The organism is Fibrobacter sp., assembly GCF_045131395.1.
In the GTDB taxonomy this organism is placed as follows: Bacteria; Fibrobacterota; Fibrobacteria; order Fibrobacterales; family Fibrobacteraceae; genus Fibrobacter.
Genome location: NZ_JBGUQY010000029.1, coordinates 59,314 through 77,318 on the forward strand (window position 1 = coordinate 59,314; position 18,005 = coordinate 77,318).

Below are 18,005 nucleotides of genomic sequence, written 5' to 3' on the forward strand. Positions count from 1 at the left end.
ATAAAATTGTATTTGTCCCTTAGAACAAGGCGCCGTAGAGGGTCATGTCATCGATGTAGAATTCGGTGCCGTCCTGCGGGAAAATGTGGAGCTGCTTGACCACGTTTTTCACGCCGCTCCAAGAGGTAAAGCAGGTTTCCGTCTTGGCGTTACCCACGCAGAGCTCTGCCGGGTTTACGCTGATGCGATTCCAGTCCTTGGAAAGCGGCATCCAATCGGTAGCGGCCTTCAGGCTCTTGGTATCGTTGATGTAGTTTTCAAGCGAGAGGCGAATGTTTCCGTCGCCCTTGGCGTAGAACACCACAGAATCGATTGCCGAGAAATTCATCTCGTATTCAAACATTGTTCCGACAAGCACCCAGGCGTAATCGTCATCGGCGAGTTTATACTTGCCGTGGAAAACCTTTGACTTGCGGGTAGAATCGTATACCACGCCATCTGCGACGTTCTTTGCCGGAGTGAGAGTCGTTCCCTTGAAAAGTGCGTCCGTATTCACATACCAGCCGTCAAAGCCACCTTCAAAGTCCTGCAGCGTCATTACGGGGTTTGTGAACTTGGTGTTATACGGGTCGGCTATCGTCTTCCATTCGGCATAGAGGCTCTTTGTGCTATCAGGCGTTATAAAGTAGATGTCGAGTGAATCCTTTGCAGGGACGCTGGGCAACACGTAGGAGCCTACATTATTTGTCTTGACCAACAAGTCAAGGCCATAAACGCCTACCCACAGGAATTCTTCACCGGAACGGAGTGTTACTTTGCTCGAAACGGAAGCGGTTGCTTCCAAGCGGAGCGTGTCGAGCTTGGCTAGATCCTTTGCGTTGTAAACCTTCGAATATGCAAAGCCGTCCTTGGCAACTGTCAAGCGGTAGCTACCGGAACTGGGCCATTCCATATCGAATCGTCCGTTCTTGTCGGCGTGCAGGTCAGATTCCACCATGGTGTTCTGCACGGCGTAATCCTTGACTTTGGCATCGGCTGCGCGGAGGGCAACCGTTGCGTACGTGGCAGGTGTGCCGTCCTTGAGGAGTGCCAGAACTTGCGGCAGTTTTTCAGGATCAACCGTATCCTGTTCGGTGGTATCCTGAGTCGTCGTGTCTTCTGGGACCTTGACCTCGGTGCGGTAATCCTGCATAATGGATTCCATCGGGGTAACAAAGAGTTCCTTTTCACCCAAGCTCTTGTTGTAGCTTTCGTTGTAGAAATAGAGCTGCAAGGAATCGTTCGCCGGAATAGACGAAAGTGCAAACCAGCCGGACTCGTCGGTTTTCACCAAGACGTCGGTACCCATAATGCCAACCCACACCGCAGAAGATCCTTCAGGGATATCTACGACACCGGCAAGGACTGCGGTCGGTTCAAGGAGCACTGTATCGGGCTTCTGCGAAACGCCCAATTCGGCAAATTCGCCACGGGTCACTACCCTGGAGTATGCAACGCCATCGTGTGCGACGGTCAAGCGATATTTGCCGTCGGCGGGAATGTCAACCTTGAAGTTACCTTTTTCGTCGGCATAGGTATCTGCATTTACCAGGGCGTTCACTTCGACAGCAGACTTTTCCCTATAGTCCACTTTACGGAGTGCTACCGTTGCATAAGACGCGGGCTGCCCATCGACAAGGGCAATGCCGTTCGTGGTAATGCTACCCGGTCCGCCAGCGACGTCTTCTTTGTTGGAACACGCAACCAAACCCGCCGCAGTCAGCGACAGCAAAGGCAAAAGAAAGAGCGATTTTCTCATTTTTCTTTCTCCTTTTCCTTTAGAGGTTTGGTAAACGCCAGGGGGAACATCTGGATGTTCAACTGGAATACCGTGTCGTCATCCGTTCCTTCCTGAGATAAACGTAGTAAATCTTCGCGGAAAGCGTTAATCTTTTCGCGCAAGAGCTGGATATCGTCCATGCAAAAAGTCATGGTGACCGTGCTGATGTCCCTGAGGAAGGGCTGGTGCCTGTCCAGGGATTCGTCGGCGAGGCGGATGGTCTCGTGCTGGAAGGCTCGGACTGCCTGGGAACGCCAGTTTCCGCCGGTGCTTACGAAGGTGTCGTTCACCTTCCAGTAGCCGTCGCGGTCGGTCGAAATCATGTTGAGGTCGGCGAGGAGCTTGACTGCGTCGCGGGCCTCTTTCTCGGTAATGTTCGGGGTGCAGCTCTCGGCAAGCCCCTGGTAGTCGTCTTTGAACTTGCAAATGCCGATTACCGAACGTATGGCATTGTAATACCAATGACGATAAAATTCAAGTTCCTTCTTTTGCAACAACTTAAGAGAAACGCCTTTCAAGGCTTGCATGCGCTCGTAGTGTTGCAGGGCGTCGGCGTCGGTCTTGGCGCGACCGAAATACACCATTTCGGCCCAATAGTCGGCTTCTTTGCCTTCAAGTTCGAAGAATTCTGCAGCGGGCTGAATCAGACTAAGGGGCAAGTGGATCTTGCCCTGCGATACGCGAAGGAGGTTGCCGGGGTCGGCTCCCATTTTCATGGCCATGTAGCGCCAGGAAATGACAGTCTTCCGTTGCTTAAAATCCTCAAAAGCATCCCTCAGCCATTCGCGATAGTCCGTGTATTCAAAAATCTTCTTCATAACTATAAAGATAAATCATTGACTATCAAAAGCCTATGCGGGGAATTTAATCTCCGTTGTGGAACTTTACAACGATTTTGAGGTCCTCGTCGCAGGTGGCACTCCAGCGGCATTCCGGCTTGTCCATTATGGATAAATCCCTGCAAATTCCTTCAAATTCGACAATTTCGCTGTTTTTGGCGCTGCGTCCGTAGGTGACTTCGTAGCTCAGTTCGCCTACGTTGGAGGCCTGGACCGGAGATTCCGCCATGAGACGGGCCGTGAGCAAAATCACACAGTCGTCCTTGCGGGGAATTTGGGATTCGTCTTCGCCCTGGGCCAAGATCCAATGCATCTGGAGCGGCTTGAAATCTGCTTCAAGGTCGTGCTTTGCACAGCCAAATAAGACAAGAGCGATTAACAAGAAAAACGTGACTATGGATTGCTTCGCTGCGCTCGCAATGACGTTTTTCATAGTCCCAATGAACTAACGAGTATGGCGGAACGTTGCGCTGGTGACGCGGTTACGGCCATTTTCCTTGGAGGCGTAAAGGGCCTTGTCGGCGCGTTCGAACAGGCGCTTCGGGTCTTCGCCAGCAATCATTTCGGCGATACCGAAGGAGCAGGTGACCTTCTGCTGCTTGATCAGCTGGGTGTTCTCGATGGCCATACGGAGCTTTTCGGCAAGGAACTGGGCGTTCTGGATCGGCGTGTCGCCGCACAGGATCACGAATTCTTCGCCACCCCAACGCACCAGGGCGTCGGTATTGCGGATCTTGCTCTGGATGAGCTTTGCGAGGTTCACCAGGACTTCGTCGCCCACCATGTGACCGTAGGTGTCGTTCACATGCTTGAAGTGGTCGATATCCAAAATCACGAAGGACACCGGGCTGTCGTTCTTTTGCAGGTTTTCCTGTTCGCGCATCAGCACGCTGCTAAAGCCCGCACGGTTGAGGCAACCCGTAAGGGGGTCTTCCTTGCTGGACTTTTCGTATTCGCTCTTTTCGATTTCCAGGGCGCGCAGGTTCTTTTCCAGTTCTTCGCGCTTTTTCCTGCTGGCCGTGCGTTCGCGGCTGTAGTCGAAGAAGCGGATCATGAGGATCACGAAGAAGGTGATGAACCAGAGGGCCACGAGTGCCGTCGAAAGTTCCGCCTTAGAAATCTTCTTGCCCTTGAAGCAGAGGCCCTTGATTTCCAGGGTTCCGTAACCGAGCGGAGCGTTGGTGCCCGTTTGGATTTCGATTAGGGGGACGTTGGAAAGGTCGACCCTTGCGTTGTGGACGTTGATTTCGTTCTGTGCCACCCACCAGCTTGCTACGCGGAATTCCTGCGGAACGAACACGGCGGGGTAGGTTTCTTCCAGGGGGAAGAATTCAATTTCGTTGAACTTGAGGGACAGTTCGTCGTCGGGGCGGGAGAAGGTGCTGTCGTAGCCGCGCATGTAGAGACGCACGGTTCCTTCGCCACGGGGCTTCACCCAGACAAAAATGCTGTCGAACTTGGAAAGGTCCTTGCCGCGGGTCTTGCCGTCGCCAAGGAAAATCTTGACGCCCACGTAGGGGTAGGCGTAGCCTTCCTTAAGTTCGTAGTCTACGATGATGGAGGAATCGGTACGGGAGAGTTTAACCGCCGATGCACCACCGTCTGCAGAGTCCGTTTCTGCAATGAGGTACGGATAGTCGTGCAGGTACAAAGGCTCAATAACGTCTAGTCCATTCTGATGCGCAAAAAGTGCTATGACCGTGATTGCCAAAAGCACAAAAATCAGAATGTTCATCCTGAACAAAACGTATATCTTCTCAAGTATCCTAGACATAGGTGTAACCTGCCAAAATCCTCAAATTAAATATACAAAAAAGAGAAAAAAAGCAATATGCGCATCAAAAAAGTGTGCGCTCTAAGACATAAATATGTAAAAAAAAGCCCGTTTGTAGGATAATTTTAGCGAGAGAGCCACCTTCCCAGGCGTCCGACCACGGGTCGAATGGCCTTTGCCATGTCTTCGTGAGAATGTATGTCAGGGTGTCCCAGGAGTCCCACATTTGCAGTCGTAAGGGTCATGAACTCCAAGTCGGTCTTGCCGGCGGCCTTTTGGGCGTCGTAAATCGCCTTCACGGTGGGGGTCAAGTCGTCATTGGGCCATACCTTGGTGGACAAAAGCAGGAACTTGACTCCCGGATGGGCCTTGCGTAGCTTATCCAGAAGTTCTGCGTATGCCTTCTTGAAGGTTTCATGCTTTGCATAGGGCGGATTCCCCTGAAAGTCGTTGATTCCAATGAAAAGGACTATGACCTGAGGATGGAAAGTGTTGAAATCGTAGCGGATGGAAGATTCGGCGATGCCGTTGGCGAGGTCGCCGGGAGCTTCGCCCGGGACGGTGAAATCGTATAGGCGGGGAATCGGCCATTCCGGCACGATATTGTCATAGTTGCGCACGAGGCCGCGTCCGCTGAAGGCGTTGACCTGGAAGTCTGCCTTGTAGCCGTCGGCAATCAGGAAGGCGTAGCTCTTGGAGGCGTTGGTCTTTTCGAACACCAGGGATTCGTCCTGGCCGTTCTGGCCTTCGTTGCCGAAGCCCACCGTAAAGGAGTCTCCGATGAATTCGATTCGACGGTTGCCCTGTTTCGGGGGTTCCTCGAACTTGCCCGATTTGTCGGTGGCTACTCTGTATAGGTGAACGCCGCCGGGGTTGCTTTCGCTGATCTTGATCAGGCGATAAGCGTGCGAACCTGCACTGCCGGTCGTTTTTACTTTATACACATTGCGAGAATTTGTTGTAAATACGGCGATTTCCTTGCCGTCTTCGTCTACGCGGAACCTGGCTTCGCCTTCCAATTCGAATTCCAGTGATTTTGCCGCTGCCTTAAACTGTACCATGGCGGCAGGGGCGCTTGTACGGCTGTATTCCTTGCCGTGTTCCCATCGGCCGCTAAACAACAGGTTCTTAGAAAACTCGTTCACGGAGACCTCCGCTCCAAAAGAAAATGACGACAAAAGGGCGCAACCCGCCAATGCCGAGTAAATCCAATTCAAACAACGCATGTAAGAATATTACTAAATTCTGGCCATGATCTCTAGGCGGGCGAAATCATTGGCGGTTCTTTTTGTAACCACCTACGGGCTGCTGCTGGGCGTTTCTGCCTTCGCAGGTGAAGACGTTGTTCCTGCAAAAGAGACTGCCGCTTTACAGAAGCCTGAGCCGGGTTCTCCGGGTGATACCCTTACCAGGGAAGACGCCCGCATGGCATTGCTGGTCTACAAACTGTTGGACAAAGACGGCAAAATCAAGGGTGCCGACATCAAACGTGGCGAAAAACTTTATATGCAGAATTGCAGGGCTTGCCATGGGGGTGATGGCCACCGTTTCAACTTTTCGCGCTACTACGAAAAACCGGCCTTTATCGGGGACCGCGCTCGCGACGACATGCCGACTTTTTGGTACCAGATAAATTTTGGTGATGTGGAACGGGGCATGGAAGCCTATATCGACGAGTTCCCATTGCAAGACCTCATCGATATCGCTGGCTTTGCCCAGACATTACCTTGACTAGGGCTGGTGTCCGTTATAGACCTTGACTTCCTGGATAAAGGAAAGTTCCAGCAGCTCGGGGACTTCGCTTCCGTAGGGCTGGATTTCGATGGTCTGGGGAGACTTGGCAAGCTTTAGGGCATGCACGAAGAAATTCCTTTCGACTTCGCTTTCGCCGCGCTTGGTGGGGTTCTTCACCTTGGCTCCGATGAGGGCGCCTACGGTCTTGGCGTAACGCAATACCTTGACCAAGTCGAAGGTGCTCAGTTTCTGGTAGTTGTTGCCGTACTTGGTGGAGTTCAGCGCGGTCTGCAAGGTCTCGGAATTGGCGGTGTCCTTGAGCTCGTAATCCGGGGCCTTCGCTTCGGGCCAGCCGGCGGCAAAGTCCTTGCGCCATTCTTCGGTGGGGGCGCTGGAGCGGTTCACGTTCTTGCGTTCCACGAAGGGGCAGTAGCCGTAGTTTGTAAGAATGTCGAAGGCGCGGGATTCCATTTCGGGATTCAGAACAAAGCCGTAACCCGGAATAAATTCGTTGGTGCATTCCATGAACTGCGGGAAACGGGAAAGCTCGTTCAACACGTCGGCGTTTTCGATTTTGAGCAAACGGACGGTTTGCACTCGGGCGCCGTAGTAAGAAGAATTCCATTCGGCAATGGTGGATTCCACGTTGACCGGAGGCTTGATCCAGCCCTTGAAATTTTCGATTTCGGATTCGGCGATGCCGCACTTGAGACCGCGAATGTAGCTTTCACGGTTCAGGGAGAACCGGAGATACACTTCGTCGTTTTCGACCTTGCTCAGGCAGGCGAGCATCAACAGCACTCGCGGAGAGGTTCCGGTGGAGGCGATGAGTTCGAAGTTGGGCAGGCAAGAAATGTTCTGTTCCGGAACGGAAGCGATGGAAGATTCAATCCAGTCGCGGCCGGCCTGTTCCAAGGTGACGGCGGCAATCTTTCCGCCCACCATGGTAAAGCGGACAAGGCCCAAGAGCCAGAGTTCGCGGAGCGGACGGGGCAGGTAATCCCATGCGACCAGTCCGTCTTTTTCTTGCAGACGGAAGGTGGGATCCAGTACCCAGAAAATAGAAGTCGCGGTGGGGGCCGTCTTCGGCTTGTCCAGCATTTTCAGAAGGCGGATGCAATGGCTGCGGTCGCCGCGGAAGCGTTCCTTGAGCCACCAGGAGACAAGGTCCTGGTGCAGGCGGAAGCCGTTCTTGCGGATAAATTCGAGGGCCTTCTCGGTGGGGACGAGGCAGGCGTCTTCCTGTTCCAGCCAACCGTTCCCAGTCAGGAAATTGAAAATCAGGGACAGTTCGTTTTCGGCGGCCTTTTCGGAAATGCGCTTTGCCGAGGTGAAGGCGTCTGTGCAAATCTGGTAACTGCGGCGGTGCAGCAGGTTGCTGTTGTTGACCTTGAGTTCACCAGTCATGGCGAAAGCGAGAACTTCGCAAATGTGCCAGTCGATCAGGTTCTGGTAGAATGCATCGGCGCCCTTTATTGCGGGGGCGTCTTGTAGCGGGGTGCTGAAAACGTCAATGAAGTTTGCGAAGCCGTAATACACCGAGGTGTTTGTGGACGGACTGCGCCACAATACATATTCGCGGCACATTTCGAGCAAGAAGTTCTGCAGGTCGCGGCACTTGCTTACGGGAACCGTCAGGCGAAGTTCGTTAAAGGTTAGGCCTCTGGATGCGCTATTGTAAATCAGGACCATGCAGTTGCGCTGCCACGGTTCCATTTTCTGGAACAGTGCAGCAACACGATCCTTGTCGTTATAAAAACCGAGTGTCTCGTCTTGGATGAGGGCGTTGTTCAGCAAGCCCTTGTGGCCAAATGCTTTCGCGTGTGCGTTGCGAAGCAGCGGTTTGGACATCCCTTCAAAAAAAGCATTCAAATCAAACATCGAGTCAACCTTTATTGGGGAGCCAAATATAGTAAAAAAATTAGCGGTGTGGCATCTTACGTTTCTCTGTCCGTTTCAGTAAGCCGGTCAAAAATCGGTAAAATCTCTCGGAACGGGAATTGTCGTGCTTCCCGTGGCGGAGAGTTATGACGATATCGCGCTTGAATTCGGCATCGGTAATCTTGAGAAGGCGAATGCGGCGGTTGTTGATGCGGCCCCAGGAGAATTCTGGCCAGAACCCCACGCCGATTCCGCTTGCGATGGCGTCCTTTACGGCGAGGGCGTTGTCGCTTTCGAAAATGATGTGGGTCTTGAATCCGACCCGTTCGCAATATTCGTTACAGATGTTGCGCAACTGTTTGGAGCCGTAGAGCCCGATAAAGTTTGTTTCTTGCAGTTCCTTGAGAGAAATACTGTCGCGCTTGCGGTATTGCGATACGTTGGGAACGGCAAGGTAGATGTTTTCGGTGCATACGAAATTTTCTTCGTCGTCGGAGCTGTACTTTTGCGCCGATGCCTTGTAATTGGCGTAAGTGCGGACGCAGATATCGTAAAGGGTGGTCTCTTCGTTTTGTACCAGGTTGAATCGGAGGTCTGGATCGTTCTGCTTGTATAGTATAACGGCGTTCGTCACGAAGGTGGAGGCGGCAAGAACGTTTAGGTTTACCGTTGCCGATTGTTCATTTTCCATGGCGCGGAGCTGTGCAGGGAGCGCTTCTATATCTTCGTAAAGGGGCTTCACTTTCTTATAAAAATATTCCCCGATTTCGGTGAGTTTGATGTTTCTCCCCTGGGTTTTAAAGAGTTTTACGCCCAGTTCGTCTTCTAGTTTGTGCAGGGCGTGCGTGAGCGCAGGCTGCACAATACATAGGGTTTTGGCACTTTGGGTCACGTGTTCTGTACGGGCTACTTCCAGAAAATATTTCAAATGTGTGAGTTCCATACAATTTTCTTATCTATTTTAATCCATCAAAATAATTGATGAATTAAATATAAATAATCTATTAGACAATATGAATCGGGAGTTCTAATTTTGCCCACGAAAACAGAAAAACCTGAAACAAGTTCAGAAAAAATGAATCGCAAAAAAGGAGCATTCATGAAAAAGTTAATTGCAATTGCTGCTGTCACCATCTTGACTTTTACCGCCTGCGACCAGGCGAATACCTGCGATTACGATGCCTCTGCAAATACCCTTTCTTGCTCTGAAAAGACATACAAGACTTCCAATCTCGGCGGAAAGATCTGGATGGCAGAAAACATGGCCGTGTACATTCCCGATTCCAGCGTTTGCTACGGAAACGACCACGTGAATTGCGAAATCATGGGCCGCCTGTACACCTGGAATGCGGCTACAACGGGCCTTTGCCCTAAGGGTTGGACCCTTCCGAGCCGACTGGATTTCAAGAACGCCTTCGGCAATACGTCTACGGCGGCACTCAAGGAAAGTGCATCCTTCAAGATGCAGTTTGCAGGTTTCCGCTACTATGACGGAAAGTTTGCCGACAAAGACGAAAGCGCCAGTTTCTGGACCAGCGACAGCTACGATGGTTCCAGGGCCTATCTGGTTCGCGCTACCGATTCCACCATTACTTACGAGCATTTCAACAAGAATATTTTTGCATCTGTCCGTTGCGTAAAAGAGTAAATTTAAAGACGGAGGGATAAAATGACTTGGCTAGTAGACTTATTCACTAAGCCCTCGGTGGGCCAACAGGTCTTGGCGATTGCCATTACGGCAGCGCTGGGCCTTATGATCGGAAAAATCAAGGTCAAGGGTATTGGCCTGGGTAGCGCCGGAGCGCTTTTTGTGGGCATCGCCCTTGGGCATTTCGGGCTCCGGGTGGAACCCAACGTGCTCCATTTTATTCAGGAATTCGGCTTGATCCTGTTTGTGTACACCATCGGTATGCAGGTGGGGCCGGGCTTTATCGATTCTATTCGCCGTCATGGACTTGTACTGAATGTTCTTTCGACAAGCGTGGTGTTGCTCGGTGTTTTAGTAACCCTATGCCTTTACTTTTTTACAGATATGCATAACAACGTACCCGTGCTCATTGGGATGCTTTGTGGCGCCGTCACGAATACGCCCTCCCTTGGAGCCGCTAACTCAGCCTTTGCCGCGGCCGGGGTGGACACTTCCCTTACGGGTATCGGGTACGCTGTTGCATATCCGTTCGGCGTTATCGGAATTATCTTGGTGATGATCCTTACGCGAATCATCTTCAGGCAAGACCCGAACAAGGCTGCCGAAAATTATTCTGCAGAAATCGCCGCCCACAGCAAGGAAATTGAATCTTGCAGCCTCACGGTGGAAAACCAGAACCTGTACGGAGTCATGTTGAAGGACATTCCGGACTTGGTCGAGAGCGGTGTCGTGATTACCCGCCTGATGCGTGGCGAAAGCATCTTTACTCCCAACGGAAAGACGGTGATTGAACAGGGCGACAAGGTGCATATCGTGGGGATGCCCGAAGCCGTTGTTGCCATGGAAAAAATCATCGGTCACAGGCTAGAAAAGCCCATTACGCAAGAAACGGGCGATGCGGATAAAAAGATTATCGTCAAGACGATTTTGGTGACCAACAAGAAAATCCTGGGCCGCACCATCGGTTCCCTGGCCCTTGCGGAACGCTACGGCGTGAACATCAGCCGCGTCGTTCGCAGCGGATTCAAGTTCACGGGCCGCCTGGATTTGCGAATCAAGTTTGCTGATAAACTCCGAGTCGTCGGTACTGCAGAAGGTATCGAGGCCGCGGCGAAGGAACTGGGCAATTCTTTAACAGCACTGGATCATCCAGAAATATTGCCCGCGTTCCTGGGCATCTTCCTGGGAGTCATTGTGGGCAGCATTCCTCTTGCTATCCCAGGGATGCCGACCCCGCTTAAGCTGGGTCTCGCCGGCGGCCCCCTCATTGTCGCCATCGTACTTAGCAGAAAGCGCAAGATCGGTCCGCTGAACTTCTTTATGGCCAACAGCGCAAACCTGATGCTCCGTGAATTCGGCCTGACGCTCTTTTTGAGCTGCGTGGGTTTGAATGCGGGAATCAAGTTCTTCGATGTTCTCTTGAACGGTGATGGTCTTCATTACATGGCCCTGGCCGCACTTATCACCTTTATTCCCATTGCTATCGTGGCGGTGGTGGGACACTTGGTCTTCAAGGTAAATTACCTGTCGCTCTGCGGTGTGCTTGCGGGTGCTACCACCGACCCGCCGGCCCTCGCCTTCGCTAACGGCCAGGCCAACAGCGAAGCAGTGAACATCGGCTACGCCTCGGTTTACCCGCTTACCATGCTACTCCGCATTTTAAGCGGCCAGGTGCTTGCGATACTCCTGCTGCAGGCAATGTAATTTTTTTAGTACTCCTCGAACACTAAACGACCCTCCTTGTGGAGGGTCGTTTTCTGCAAAAAAGGCTCCCCGAAGCGGGGAACCTTTTCTATGCTCAATTATATCTATTTACCGAGCGAAGGGGGCTTTTAGTTGTTCACCGGGCAAGTTTCAACCCATTCACCCATGTATGTTGCACATTCTTCTTGAGTAATCGGAAGGCAGCTGGCCATACCCGGGATATCGCTAGCCATGTAGCAAGACGGACCGTCAACAACGGGCTGTTCACCAGCGCCCGGACCGGCAGGTTCTTCGCCAGCACCCGGACCAGCAGGGCCTTCACCGGCTGCGGGGCCTTCGGCAGCACCCGGTTCTTCACCGGCGGCAGGGCCTTCGGCAGCGCCCGGTTCTTCACCGGCGGCAGGGCCTTCGGCAGCGCCCGGTTCTTCACCGGCAGCAGGACCTTCGGCAGCGCCCGGTTCTTCACCGGCAACGGGGTCTTCGGCAGCACCCGGTTCTTCACCGGCAGCAGGACCTTCGGCAGCGCCTGGTTCTTCACCAGCAGCGGGTTCTTCACCGGCCGGAGCGGCATTTTCGCAACCGGCAACAGGCTTGCCGTTAATCATGGTGTTCCACTGAGAACCGTTGCACTGCAAGGTGTCATTATGTTCAACAAGATAAACCTTTGCGCAAAGGTTGACAGTCTGAGAGCAAGCCACATCGTCAATTTCTTCGAATTTCTGAATGCTTGCCGGAGCAGCATCAGATGCCGGAGAACCAGAAGAACTATCATCGCCGCAAGCAACGAAAGAAGCCATTGCAATAGCGGCCATGGGGAAAAGAATCTTTTTAGAGAACATTTTGTTTACTCCTTGGTTAAATAAAAGTGTGACGACAAAATAGATTAAAAATCTTAAATGTGGACATTTTTTTTCAAAAAAAATTATCAAATGTGCGATAATGCAAAAATAAACCCCAAAATGAGGACTCATTTTGGGATTTATACTTTGTTTGTTTAGTAATATTTACAAATTAAAAGAACTGAGGGGGCCAACGCGGGTTCTTCGAGGACATATCGATCTTGTAGAAGTCCTTTTCGAAGCGGCCATCGTCCATGCCGTACATCTGCATCACGTGGCGAGCAATCCACTTACCGAGCTTGAGCACGGTGAGCTTCTTACGCAGACGACCCTGGCAGTCACGGTTCATGATATCCGGGAGAGTCGAAGTCGTGAGGATTTCGTCGATGGCCGGGCTGTTGAGCTTTTCACGAGCTTCGGCACTGGTGTGGAAGTGCGTAACACCGAAGCAAACGCGGTTCGGGTTACCCTTCTTGATGTGTTCACAGCACTGCACGATCGTCGTACCGGTACGCACCATGTCGTCGAACACGATCACGTCCTTGCCTTCGATTTCTTCGATGCTGATGTCAGAGAGTTCCGGGTTGAAGGTCATGCTGATTTCGCGTTCGCCGGTACGGACCTTGTCCATCACCACGCGCTTGCATTCGGGGAGCTGCAATGCATCATAAACAGCGTTCATGAACGGGCGTGCGCCCTTGTCCGGAGAGACGATCACCAGGTTGTTGCCGTCCTTACCGGTCTGCACGAAGTTGCTGCTCTTGATGTAGTGAGCGTAAACGTCAGTCGGAATCAGGTTGTGGAAGTTGCCTTCGAACACTTCGTTAAAGAGGTTCTGCACCTTGACACTGTGGTTGTGGCAAGTCACGACGGCATCCACGCCGGCGGTCTTCAAAAGTTCTGCGTAGAGGTGGCTGGTGAAAGCCTGGCCGTCGAACTTCTTGAGGTCTGTATCCGGGCGATCCTTTTCCAGCGGGCCAACGCGGTGCGGGCCGCGGTCCTGGGCACTGTAGAACAAATCGGGTTCCACAAGCACCACCTGTTCGGCACCATTGTCCTTAGCGGCGCGGGCCAGAATGCAGTTGCGCATAGCGTAGTCGTTACGGCTGCGTTCGTGGTTCGAGACCGAGCAGATCAAAACGATCTTGCCTTCCAAGCGACGGCCAATATGCTCCATGTCATCCACGTCCAGCATGTAGCGGGGGCAGAATTCGGAGTTAGCGAAGGTCTTCAAGGAGACCACGTCGGAGATATCTTCACGAAGACCGATGTACTGGGCCATGTCGATGGCAAACGGGTCGTCGGTGAAGTTGCCGGTCACGATAAAACGATCTGACATATTTGCGCCTTGTTTTGGGGGTTTAATTTTTGGTAACACAAATATAGATAGAATCTACCGCAGTTTCAACTTATAATAGTCTTCTAAAAGGGGTTTGCCTATTTTTCTGCATCCATCACGCAGCGTACGGAGACAAGGGAATCGGTTCCATAGCCATTAATGTTATCGTCGTGAGAGAAGAACATATGGTCGTAGCCATCCATTTCAGCGAAAATCGCCATGGTATAAAGGTTGGTGGCCGGGAGCATGGAAAATCCGAATTCGTCGCTCGTTTCGATGGAATCCGGATAAAGCTTATACCATGTATCTTTCGCAAAGAGTCGTTCGGGCTTTTCTTTATTATCGATGCGGGTCAAGGTTGTCAACGCTCCCCATTCCTTGTAATCGGGGAGATGCCAACCGCTAGGGCATAAACCTTCTGCTTGCGAGGCTCCCTTGGTGTAGAGACGGCCGAACTTTTCGCAGAATGAATCGTCGCCACTGTAACAGGAGCTTTGCCCATCGCCGGTATTGTAGTTCAGGTTCTGGGCCATCCATGTGTTTTCTCCGATAACAACCGTCTTGTAAGTCTGGCCATCGCGGGTGTCTTTAAAGGTCCCGTATTCAATTGCCGGATTCAAGTAGTCCCATGCCTTGGTGCGCGTTTCAGTTTCGGCTAACATTTGGCTGGTGGTTCCAGTTTCTCCTTCCTTGTTCCGCAGGCAGCGTACGCTGAATCCCAACGGAATAAAATAGTCATAGCCAACAATGGAACTCCCCATGGATTCTTTGTCGATAGTGTGATAGCCCATCATATCTTCATAACCTTCCGACGGATTGTAATCGTATGCTAGCAGCAAGAACTCGTCCCGGGAGTGGATGTATTGCTTGGGAGATGGGGCCAGGCCAAAACCGTAAGCGTCATGATAAGAAAAATCGTTCCCCCAGGCGCTATCCTTAAAAAGGAGCCTTATGCTTTTTTTACCGCCTGCTGCGCGAAAAAGATTTTGCCACTCGCTAACTGAAGGAACGTGCCAGCCCGAAGGACATACGCCTTGAATGGGGGTCTCGGCATCGCAAAGCTTTTCGTATACGCAATGGGTAGAGCTGGTGTCGTAAACGGCACCGAAAGAATAGAGGCGGCCATTTTCCTTGCAGTCATCCTTCTCGATGCAGAAACTGTTGTGGGCGGCAAAGTTCAGGTTTTCTGCCATCCATTCCTGGTCCCCGATGGTTATGGTCTTGTAGACTTTGCCGTCGCGGGAGTCTTCGAGGGTGCCGTATACGCAGTTGTTTACGCCGTCAACATTGCACTGCTTTGCCCGTGTATTGTCCACTTCGTCGCTTTGATTGGTTTCGACGTTGCTAGGGGATGATTCGCTTGAATCGCTTCCGCAGGCAACAAGGGCGAATGGTATTAGACAAAATAAGGCTTTTAAAACAACATTTTTCATACCTGCAAATTTAAATAAAAACCGACGGAAAGAACCCGTCGGTTTTAAAACAATAATAAGCTTTATAATTGAATTAGAAATCGATAATACGATCGTTTTCCATGAGCTGTTCAAACGTCTGGCGTTCGCGCACGACCTTCAGTTCACCGTTGGTGTACATGGTTTCGGCAGCGTAACGACGGCTGTTGTAGTTACTGCTCATGGCGGCACCGTAGGCACCGGCGTCATGGAGAACCAGCAGGTCGCCCACCTGGGCCTTCGGGAGCTTGCGGGTCACCACAAAGCCGCCTTCTTCCTGCGTGAACACGTCACCAGATTCGCAGAGCGGGCCTGCCACAACGGCATCCACCGTTTCGTTCAGTTCGCGACCGTCGCGGGCGATAATCGAAATGGCGTGGTAGCTACCGTAGAAGCTCGGACGCACGAGATCGGTAAAGCCGGCGTCCACCAGGTAGAACAGGTTGTCGCCCTGCTTCTTGACAGCGCGGATTTCGGCCATCAGGTAACCGCTTTCGGCCACCAGGTAACGACCCGGTTCCACTTCCAAGTGAACCTCGTGGCCGATGCTCTGCTGAATGCGCTTGCGGGCATCGTCCCACAGCTTGTAGTAAGCGTTCACGTCGATGCGGTTGCCCTTGTCTTCTTCGTGGTACGGAATCGGGAGGCCGCCCCCTGCACTGATGGTGCGCAAGTGAGAGCCCAGGCGACGGCTAGCATCGACCATGGCGTCGCAAACCTGTGCGAGGTGTTCAAAGTCCGTGCCGGAACCGATGTGCATGTGCAGACCGGTGATCCACATGCCGTTGGCCTGTGCAATCTTGATGCAGTCCTTGATCTGTTCGTGCCAAATGCCGTGCTTGGAAAGATCGCCACCGGTGTTGGTCTTGCGGGAATGGCCGTGGCCAAAGCCCGGGTTCACGCGGATGGTGAGTTCGGACTTCACGCCGAAATCAGCGAGCTGCTGGATCATGTCCGGCGAACCCACGTTCACGGCGATGTCATACTTCTTCACGAGTTCAAGAGCATCCTTGTCGAAGATGTCTGCGGTGTAGACAATTTCGGGAGCCTTGCCCTTCTGCTGGCCGCCCTTGAATCCGGCCTTGAGGGCGCGGACGATTTCGCCGGCAGAAACAGCGTCGACAACGCAGCCGAGTTTGCGGATCAGCGAAACCACGGAAAGGTTCGGGCATGCCTTCTGGGCAAAGCGAACGGTGTCAAATACCTGGACGTCCTTCACGCACTTTTCGATAGTGGCGCGATCATAAATCCAGAGCGGGGTGCCGTACTGTTCGGCAGCCTTCACAAAAACATCTTGAGGAATAGAATAGTTTGCCATACGGGGGTAAAAGATAGAAATTCATAGGGCGTAGACAGCCGTTATAAAATGTGAAGTGTATAATGCGGAATATTAGATGAGAGAGCGAAAGCCTGAAACAGCTGCCATCGGGTTGGTTCCACCGCAAGGTTTTACACAAAATGAAAACCTGTTGCCGTTGTCAATGGCCCCGTTTTGTAATCTATTTGCAATATTTTATTTGCTTTTGTTGCTTTGTGCAAAGAAATAAATACTATCTTACAATAAAATAATTTTTATGGAGATAACAATAATGAAAAAATCCCTCTATCTTATGCTGGCTGGTACCGCCGCCATGTTCATGGCCTGTGGCGACGACAGCAGTTCCAGTAGCTTGACCTATGAACAGTCCGGTTCAATTGTCGTAGACCCGCAGAACAAGACCGTTGTGACTACTGTCAGTATGGTCGAGGATATGTGCGTCAACGAGAACAATACTTACAATTGGAGAGAAGTCAATCTCGGAGAAGACAAGGACTATTTAAAATACGATTTTAAGGGCGATACCTTAATCATATTCCAGGAATGCAGCAGCAGCTTCAGCTATTGTAGCGAATATGGAATGATGTTCGTGGGTGGCAAGGCTGGAAGCCTGGATGGATCCTGGGAATCTACCAATTGTAAATATAGTTCCTATGACAAGGAAAGCTATTGCTATGTCTCCTGTAGCGATGTTCCGGGTGGTAAGCTTACCGAAGAAGAAGCGGAGAGAATGTATGAGTCTGGTCAGATCCAGTCTTGGGATGACCTTGAAAAGAATCCGACTCTTCTTGCTCGCTTGAACTGCCTTGACGAAGAAGACATGAGTGAAATGCCTCAGGTGGATTTAGAAATATCCGGTTCGTCATTTACGGCAAAAGTCAAGTATTCCGTCAAAAGCGAAACAGAATTTGACGACTACACGAATTCTAGATTCATGACCAGTCTTCTGGATGACCTACGTCGCGGTTCCATCGATATTCCCGATGCCAGCAGACTTTTCAAGGAAGACTCCGCTGACATGAAGGATCTTATTTTTACACTTAAGGACTATGGCATTGAACTCGCTAGCCAGAGCAAGACAAGTATTTCGTTCAAGTACAAGAATGAAACGCTCTCCATCAAGTTTGGTGATGTTGATTATGGCGATGATAACGGCTCTTTGTCAATGACCATTTCTACCGATAAGAAGAGCTGCTCTCTGGATGCTGAATCTGGCGAAGTCACCAAGAGCACCTGCAAAGCCGAATACGGTGAATTCTTCAGCAAGGAGACTGAGGAAGATGCTGCTGGCAACAGGTTTACGGTTGCCTATGCATACTCCAAGTCCAACGAAAGGGATTTTGAAAGATGCGCCGAAGCCTTGCTCGATACTCTCTTTGCCAAGGGAACGCCTTCTAAGAATACCGTGACGAATGACTGCAGTGATTTGTACGAAACCGTTGAATATGTATGTAATAACGCCGCTTCGTATGAAGACATGGAAGAATGCACTGATTTACAAGATGAGTACTTCTCTTGCATAAACTCCTCCTACAGCGTTTATGGCGCATTGGCAAAGGTGGCTCCTGAAGGTGCAAAGAAGGAAAAGAAGCAGTTTATCCAGGACGCTCGCAAGCTTGCTCGCAAGCTGCAGCGTGCTTCCAAGTAAACAAACCGATATTTTCAAATGAAAAACACCTGGATTTCTGTTCAATGAAATCCAGGTGTTTTTTTAAAGAA

The 18,005-nt window shown here is 51.4% G+C and carries 15 protein-coding genes; 4 read left to right on the top strand and 11 right to left on the bottom strand.

What is annotated here, in order from left to right; translation table 11 throughout:
* Positions 1 to 19: 19 nt before the first annotated feature.
* The 5 genes from ACJMNB_RS08810 to ACJMNB_RS08830 form a co-directional block, all read right to left on the bottom strand.
* Positions 20 to 1,738, bottom strand: a complete 1,719-nt coding sequence (locus tag ACJMNB_RS08810; RefSeq protein ID WP_405341540.1) for a hypothetical protein — start codon at positions 1,736 to 1,738, stop codon at positions 20 to 22.
* On the bottom strand, positions 1,735 to 2,577 hold the full coding sequence (locus ACJMNB_RS08815) for a TIGR02147 family protein (RefSeq protein WP_173653284.1): 843 nt from the start codon (positions 2,575 to 2,577) through the stop codon (positions 1,735 to 1,737). Before ACJMNB_RS08815 ends, ACJMNB_RS08810 begins: the two co-directional genes overlap by 4 nt.
* A 46-nt stretch (positions 2,578 to 2,623) precedes the next feature.
* Complete coding sequence (locus tag ACJMNB_RS08820; protein WP_405341543.1) at positions 2,624 to 3,031, bottom strand: hypothetical protein; 408 nt, start codon at positions 3,029 to 3,031, stop codon at positions 2,624 to 2,626.
* 12 nt (positions 3,032 to 3,043) lie between these two features.
* The gene (locus ACJMNB_RS08825) at positions 3,044 to 4,333 is read right to left on the bottom strand and encodes a GGDEF domain-containing protein (protein ID WP_405341546.1); all 1,290 of its coding nucleotides are present in this window, start codon (positions 4,331 to 4,333) and stop codon (positions 3,044 to 3,046) included.
* A 164-nt stretch (positions 4,334 to 4,497) separates the two neighbouring features.
* Positions 4,498 to 5,517 (bottom strand): GDSL-type esterase/lipase family protein, encoded by a 1,020-nt coding sequence (locus ACJMNB_RS08830; protein WP_405341549.1) that lies wholly within the window; start codon positions 5,515 to 5,517, stop codon positions 4,498 to 4,500.
* 106 nt (positions 5,518 to 5,623) lie between these two features.
* Here ACJMNB_RS08830 and ACJMNB_RS08835 point away from each other — a divergent pair, with 106 nt between their 5' ends.
* Positions 5,624 to 6,103 (top strand): c-type cytochrome, encoded by a 480-nt coding sequence (locus ACJMNB_RS08835; RefSeq protein ID WP_405341552.1) that lies wholly within the window; start codon positions 5,624 to 5,626, stop codon positions 6,101 to 6,103.
* Here the strand turns inward: ACJMNB_RS08835 and ACJMNB_RS08840 are convergent, their stop codons facing one another.
* Entirely contained in the window at positions 6,104 to 7,957 is a 1,854-nt protein-coding gene (locus tag ACJMNB_RS08840; RefSeq protein ID WP_405341555.1) for a hypothetical protein, read from the bottom strand.
* 70 nt (positions 7,958 to 8,027) lie between these two features.
* Entirely contained in the window at positions 8,028 to 8,930 is a 903-nt protein-coding gene (locus tag ACJMNB_RS08845; protein WP_405341558.1) for a LysR family transcriptional regulator, read from the bottom strand.
* 156 nt (positions 8,931 to 9,086) lie between these two features.
* Between ACJMNB_RS08845 and ACJMNB_RS08850 the strand changes: the two genes are divergently transcribed.
* On the top strand, positions 9,087 to 9,635 hold the full coding sequence (locus ACJMNB_RS08850; protein WP_405341561.1) for an FISUMP domain-containing protein: 549 nt from the start codon (positions 9,087 to 9,089) through the stop codon (positions 9,633 to 9,635).
* 21 nt (positions 9,636 to 9,656) lie between these two features.
* Complete coding sequence (locus ACJMNB_RS08855) at positions 9,657 to 11,339, top strand: putative transporter (protein ID WP_405341564.1); 1,683 nt, start codon at positions 9,657 to 9,659, stop codon at positions 11,337 to 11,339.
* A gap of 128 nt (positions 11,340 to 11,467) precedes the next feature.
* Here the strand turns inward: ACJMNB_RS08855 and ACJMNB_RS08860 are convergent, their stop codons facing one another.
* The 4 genes from ACJMNB_RS08860 to lysA form a co-directional block, all read right to left on the bottom strand.
* Entirely contained in the window at positions 11,468 to 12,178 is a 711-nt protein-coding gene (locus tag ACJMNB_RS08860; RefSeq protein WP_405341567.1) for a hypothetical protein, read from the bottom strand.
* 172 nt (positions 12,179 to 12,350) lie between these two features.
* Positions 12,351 to 13,517 carry a ribose-phosphate diphosphokinase gene (locus ACJMNB_RS08865; protein ID WP_405341570.1) on the bottom strand — a complete coding sequence of 389 codons (1,167 nt, stop codon included), beginning with the start codon at positions 13,515 to 13,517 and terminating at the stop codon, positions 12,351 to 12,353.
* Positions 13,518 to 13,615: 98 nt separating this feature from the next.
* Entirely contained in the window at positions 13,616 to 14,950 is a 1,335-nt protein-coding gene (locus ACJMNB_RS08870) for an FISUMP domain-containing protein (protein WP_405341573.1), read from the bottom strand.
* A gap of 73 nt (positions 14,951 to 15,023) precedes the next feature.
* A complete protein-coding gene (gene lysA / locus ACJMNB_RS08875) occupies positions 15,024 to 16,286 on the bottom strand; it encodes a diaminopimelate decarboxylase (protein ID WP_405341576.1) in 1,263 nt (420 codons plus the stop codon).
* Between the two features lie 271 nt (positions 16,287 to 16,557).
* Between lysA and ACJMNB_RS08880 the strand changes: the two genes are divergently transcribed.
* The gene (locus ACJMNB_RS08880) at positions 16,558 to 17,934 is read left to right on the top strand and encodes a hypothetical protein (protein ID WP_405341579.1); all 1,377 of its coding nucleotides are present in this window, start codon (positions 16,558 to 16,560) and stop codon (positions 17,932 to 17,934) included.
* Positions 17,935 to 18,005 lie beyond the last annotated feature (71 nt).

What these genes read in the sequence shown, in the direction of transcription:
- ACJMNB_RS08870 (WP_405341573.1), bottom strand. Translation starts at nt 14,950, where the DNA reads ATGAAAAATGTTGTTTTAAAAGCCTTATTTTGTCTAATACCATTCGCC.
- lysA (WP_405341576.1), bottom strand. Translation starts at nt 16,286, where the DNA reads ATGGCAAACTATTCTATTCCTCAAGATGTTTTTGTGAAGGCTGCCGAA.
- ACJMNB_RS08840 (WP_405341555.1), bottom strand. Translation starts at nt 7,957, where the DNA reads ATGTCCAAACCGCTGCTTCGCAACGCACACGCGAAAGCATTTGGCCAC.
- ACJMNB_RS08815 (WP_173653284.1), bottom strand. Translation starts at nt 2,577, where the DNA reads ATGAAGAAGATTTTTGAATACACGGACTATCGCGAATGGCTGAGGGAT.
- ACJMNB_RS08855 (WP_405341564.1), top strand. Translation starts at nt 9,657, where the DNA reads ATGACTTGGCTAGTAGACTTATTCACTAAGCCCTCGGTGGGCCAACAG.
- ACJMNB_RS08880 (WP_405341579.1), top strand. Translation starts at nt 16,558, where the DNA reads ATGAAAAAATCCCTCTATCTTATGCTGGCTGGTACCGCCGCCATGTTC.
- ACJMNB_RS08820 (WP_405341543.1), bottom strand. Translation starts at nt 3,031, where the DNA reads ATGAAAAACGTCATTGCGAGCGCAGCGAAGCAATCCATAGTCACGTTT.
- ACJMNB_RS08860 (WP_405341567.1), bottom strand. Translation starts at nt 12,178, where the DNA reads ATGTTCTCTAAAAAGATTCTTTTCCCCATGGCCGCTATTGCAATGGCT.
- ACJMNB_RS08810 (WP_405341540.1), bottom strand. Translation starts at nt 1,738, where the DNA reads ATGAGAAAATCGCTCTTTCTTTTGCCTTTGCTGTCGCTGACTGCGGCG.
- ACJMNB_RS08850 (WP_405341561.1), top strand. Translation starts at nt 9,087, where the DNA reads ATGAAAAAGTTAATTGCAATTGCTGCTGTCACCATCTTGACTTTTACC.
- ACJMNB_RS08825 (WP_405341546.1), bottom strand. Translation starts at nt 4,333, where the DNA reads ATGAACATTCTGATTTTTGTGCTTTTGGCAATCACGGTCATAGCACTT.
- ACJMNB_RS08845 (WP_405341558.1), bottom strand. Translation starts at nt 8,930, where the DNA reads ATGGAACTCACACATTTGAAATATTTTCTGGAAGTAGCCCGTACAGAA.
- ACJMNB_RS08865 (WP_405341570.1), bottom strand. Translation starts at nt 13,517, where the DNA reads ATGTCAGATCGTTTTATCGTGACCGGCAACTTCACCGACGACCCGTTT.
- ACJMNB_RS08835 (WP_405341552.1), top strand. Translation starts at nt 5,624, where the DNA reads ATGATCTCTAGGCGGGCGAAATCATTGGCGGTTCTTTTTGTAACCACC.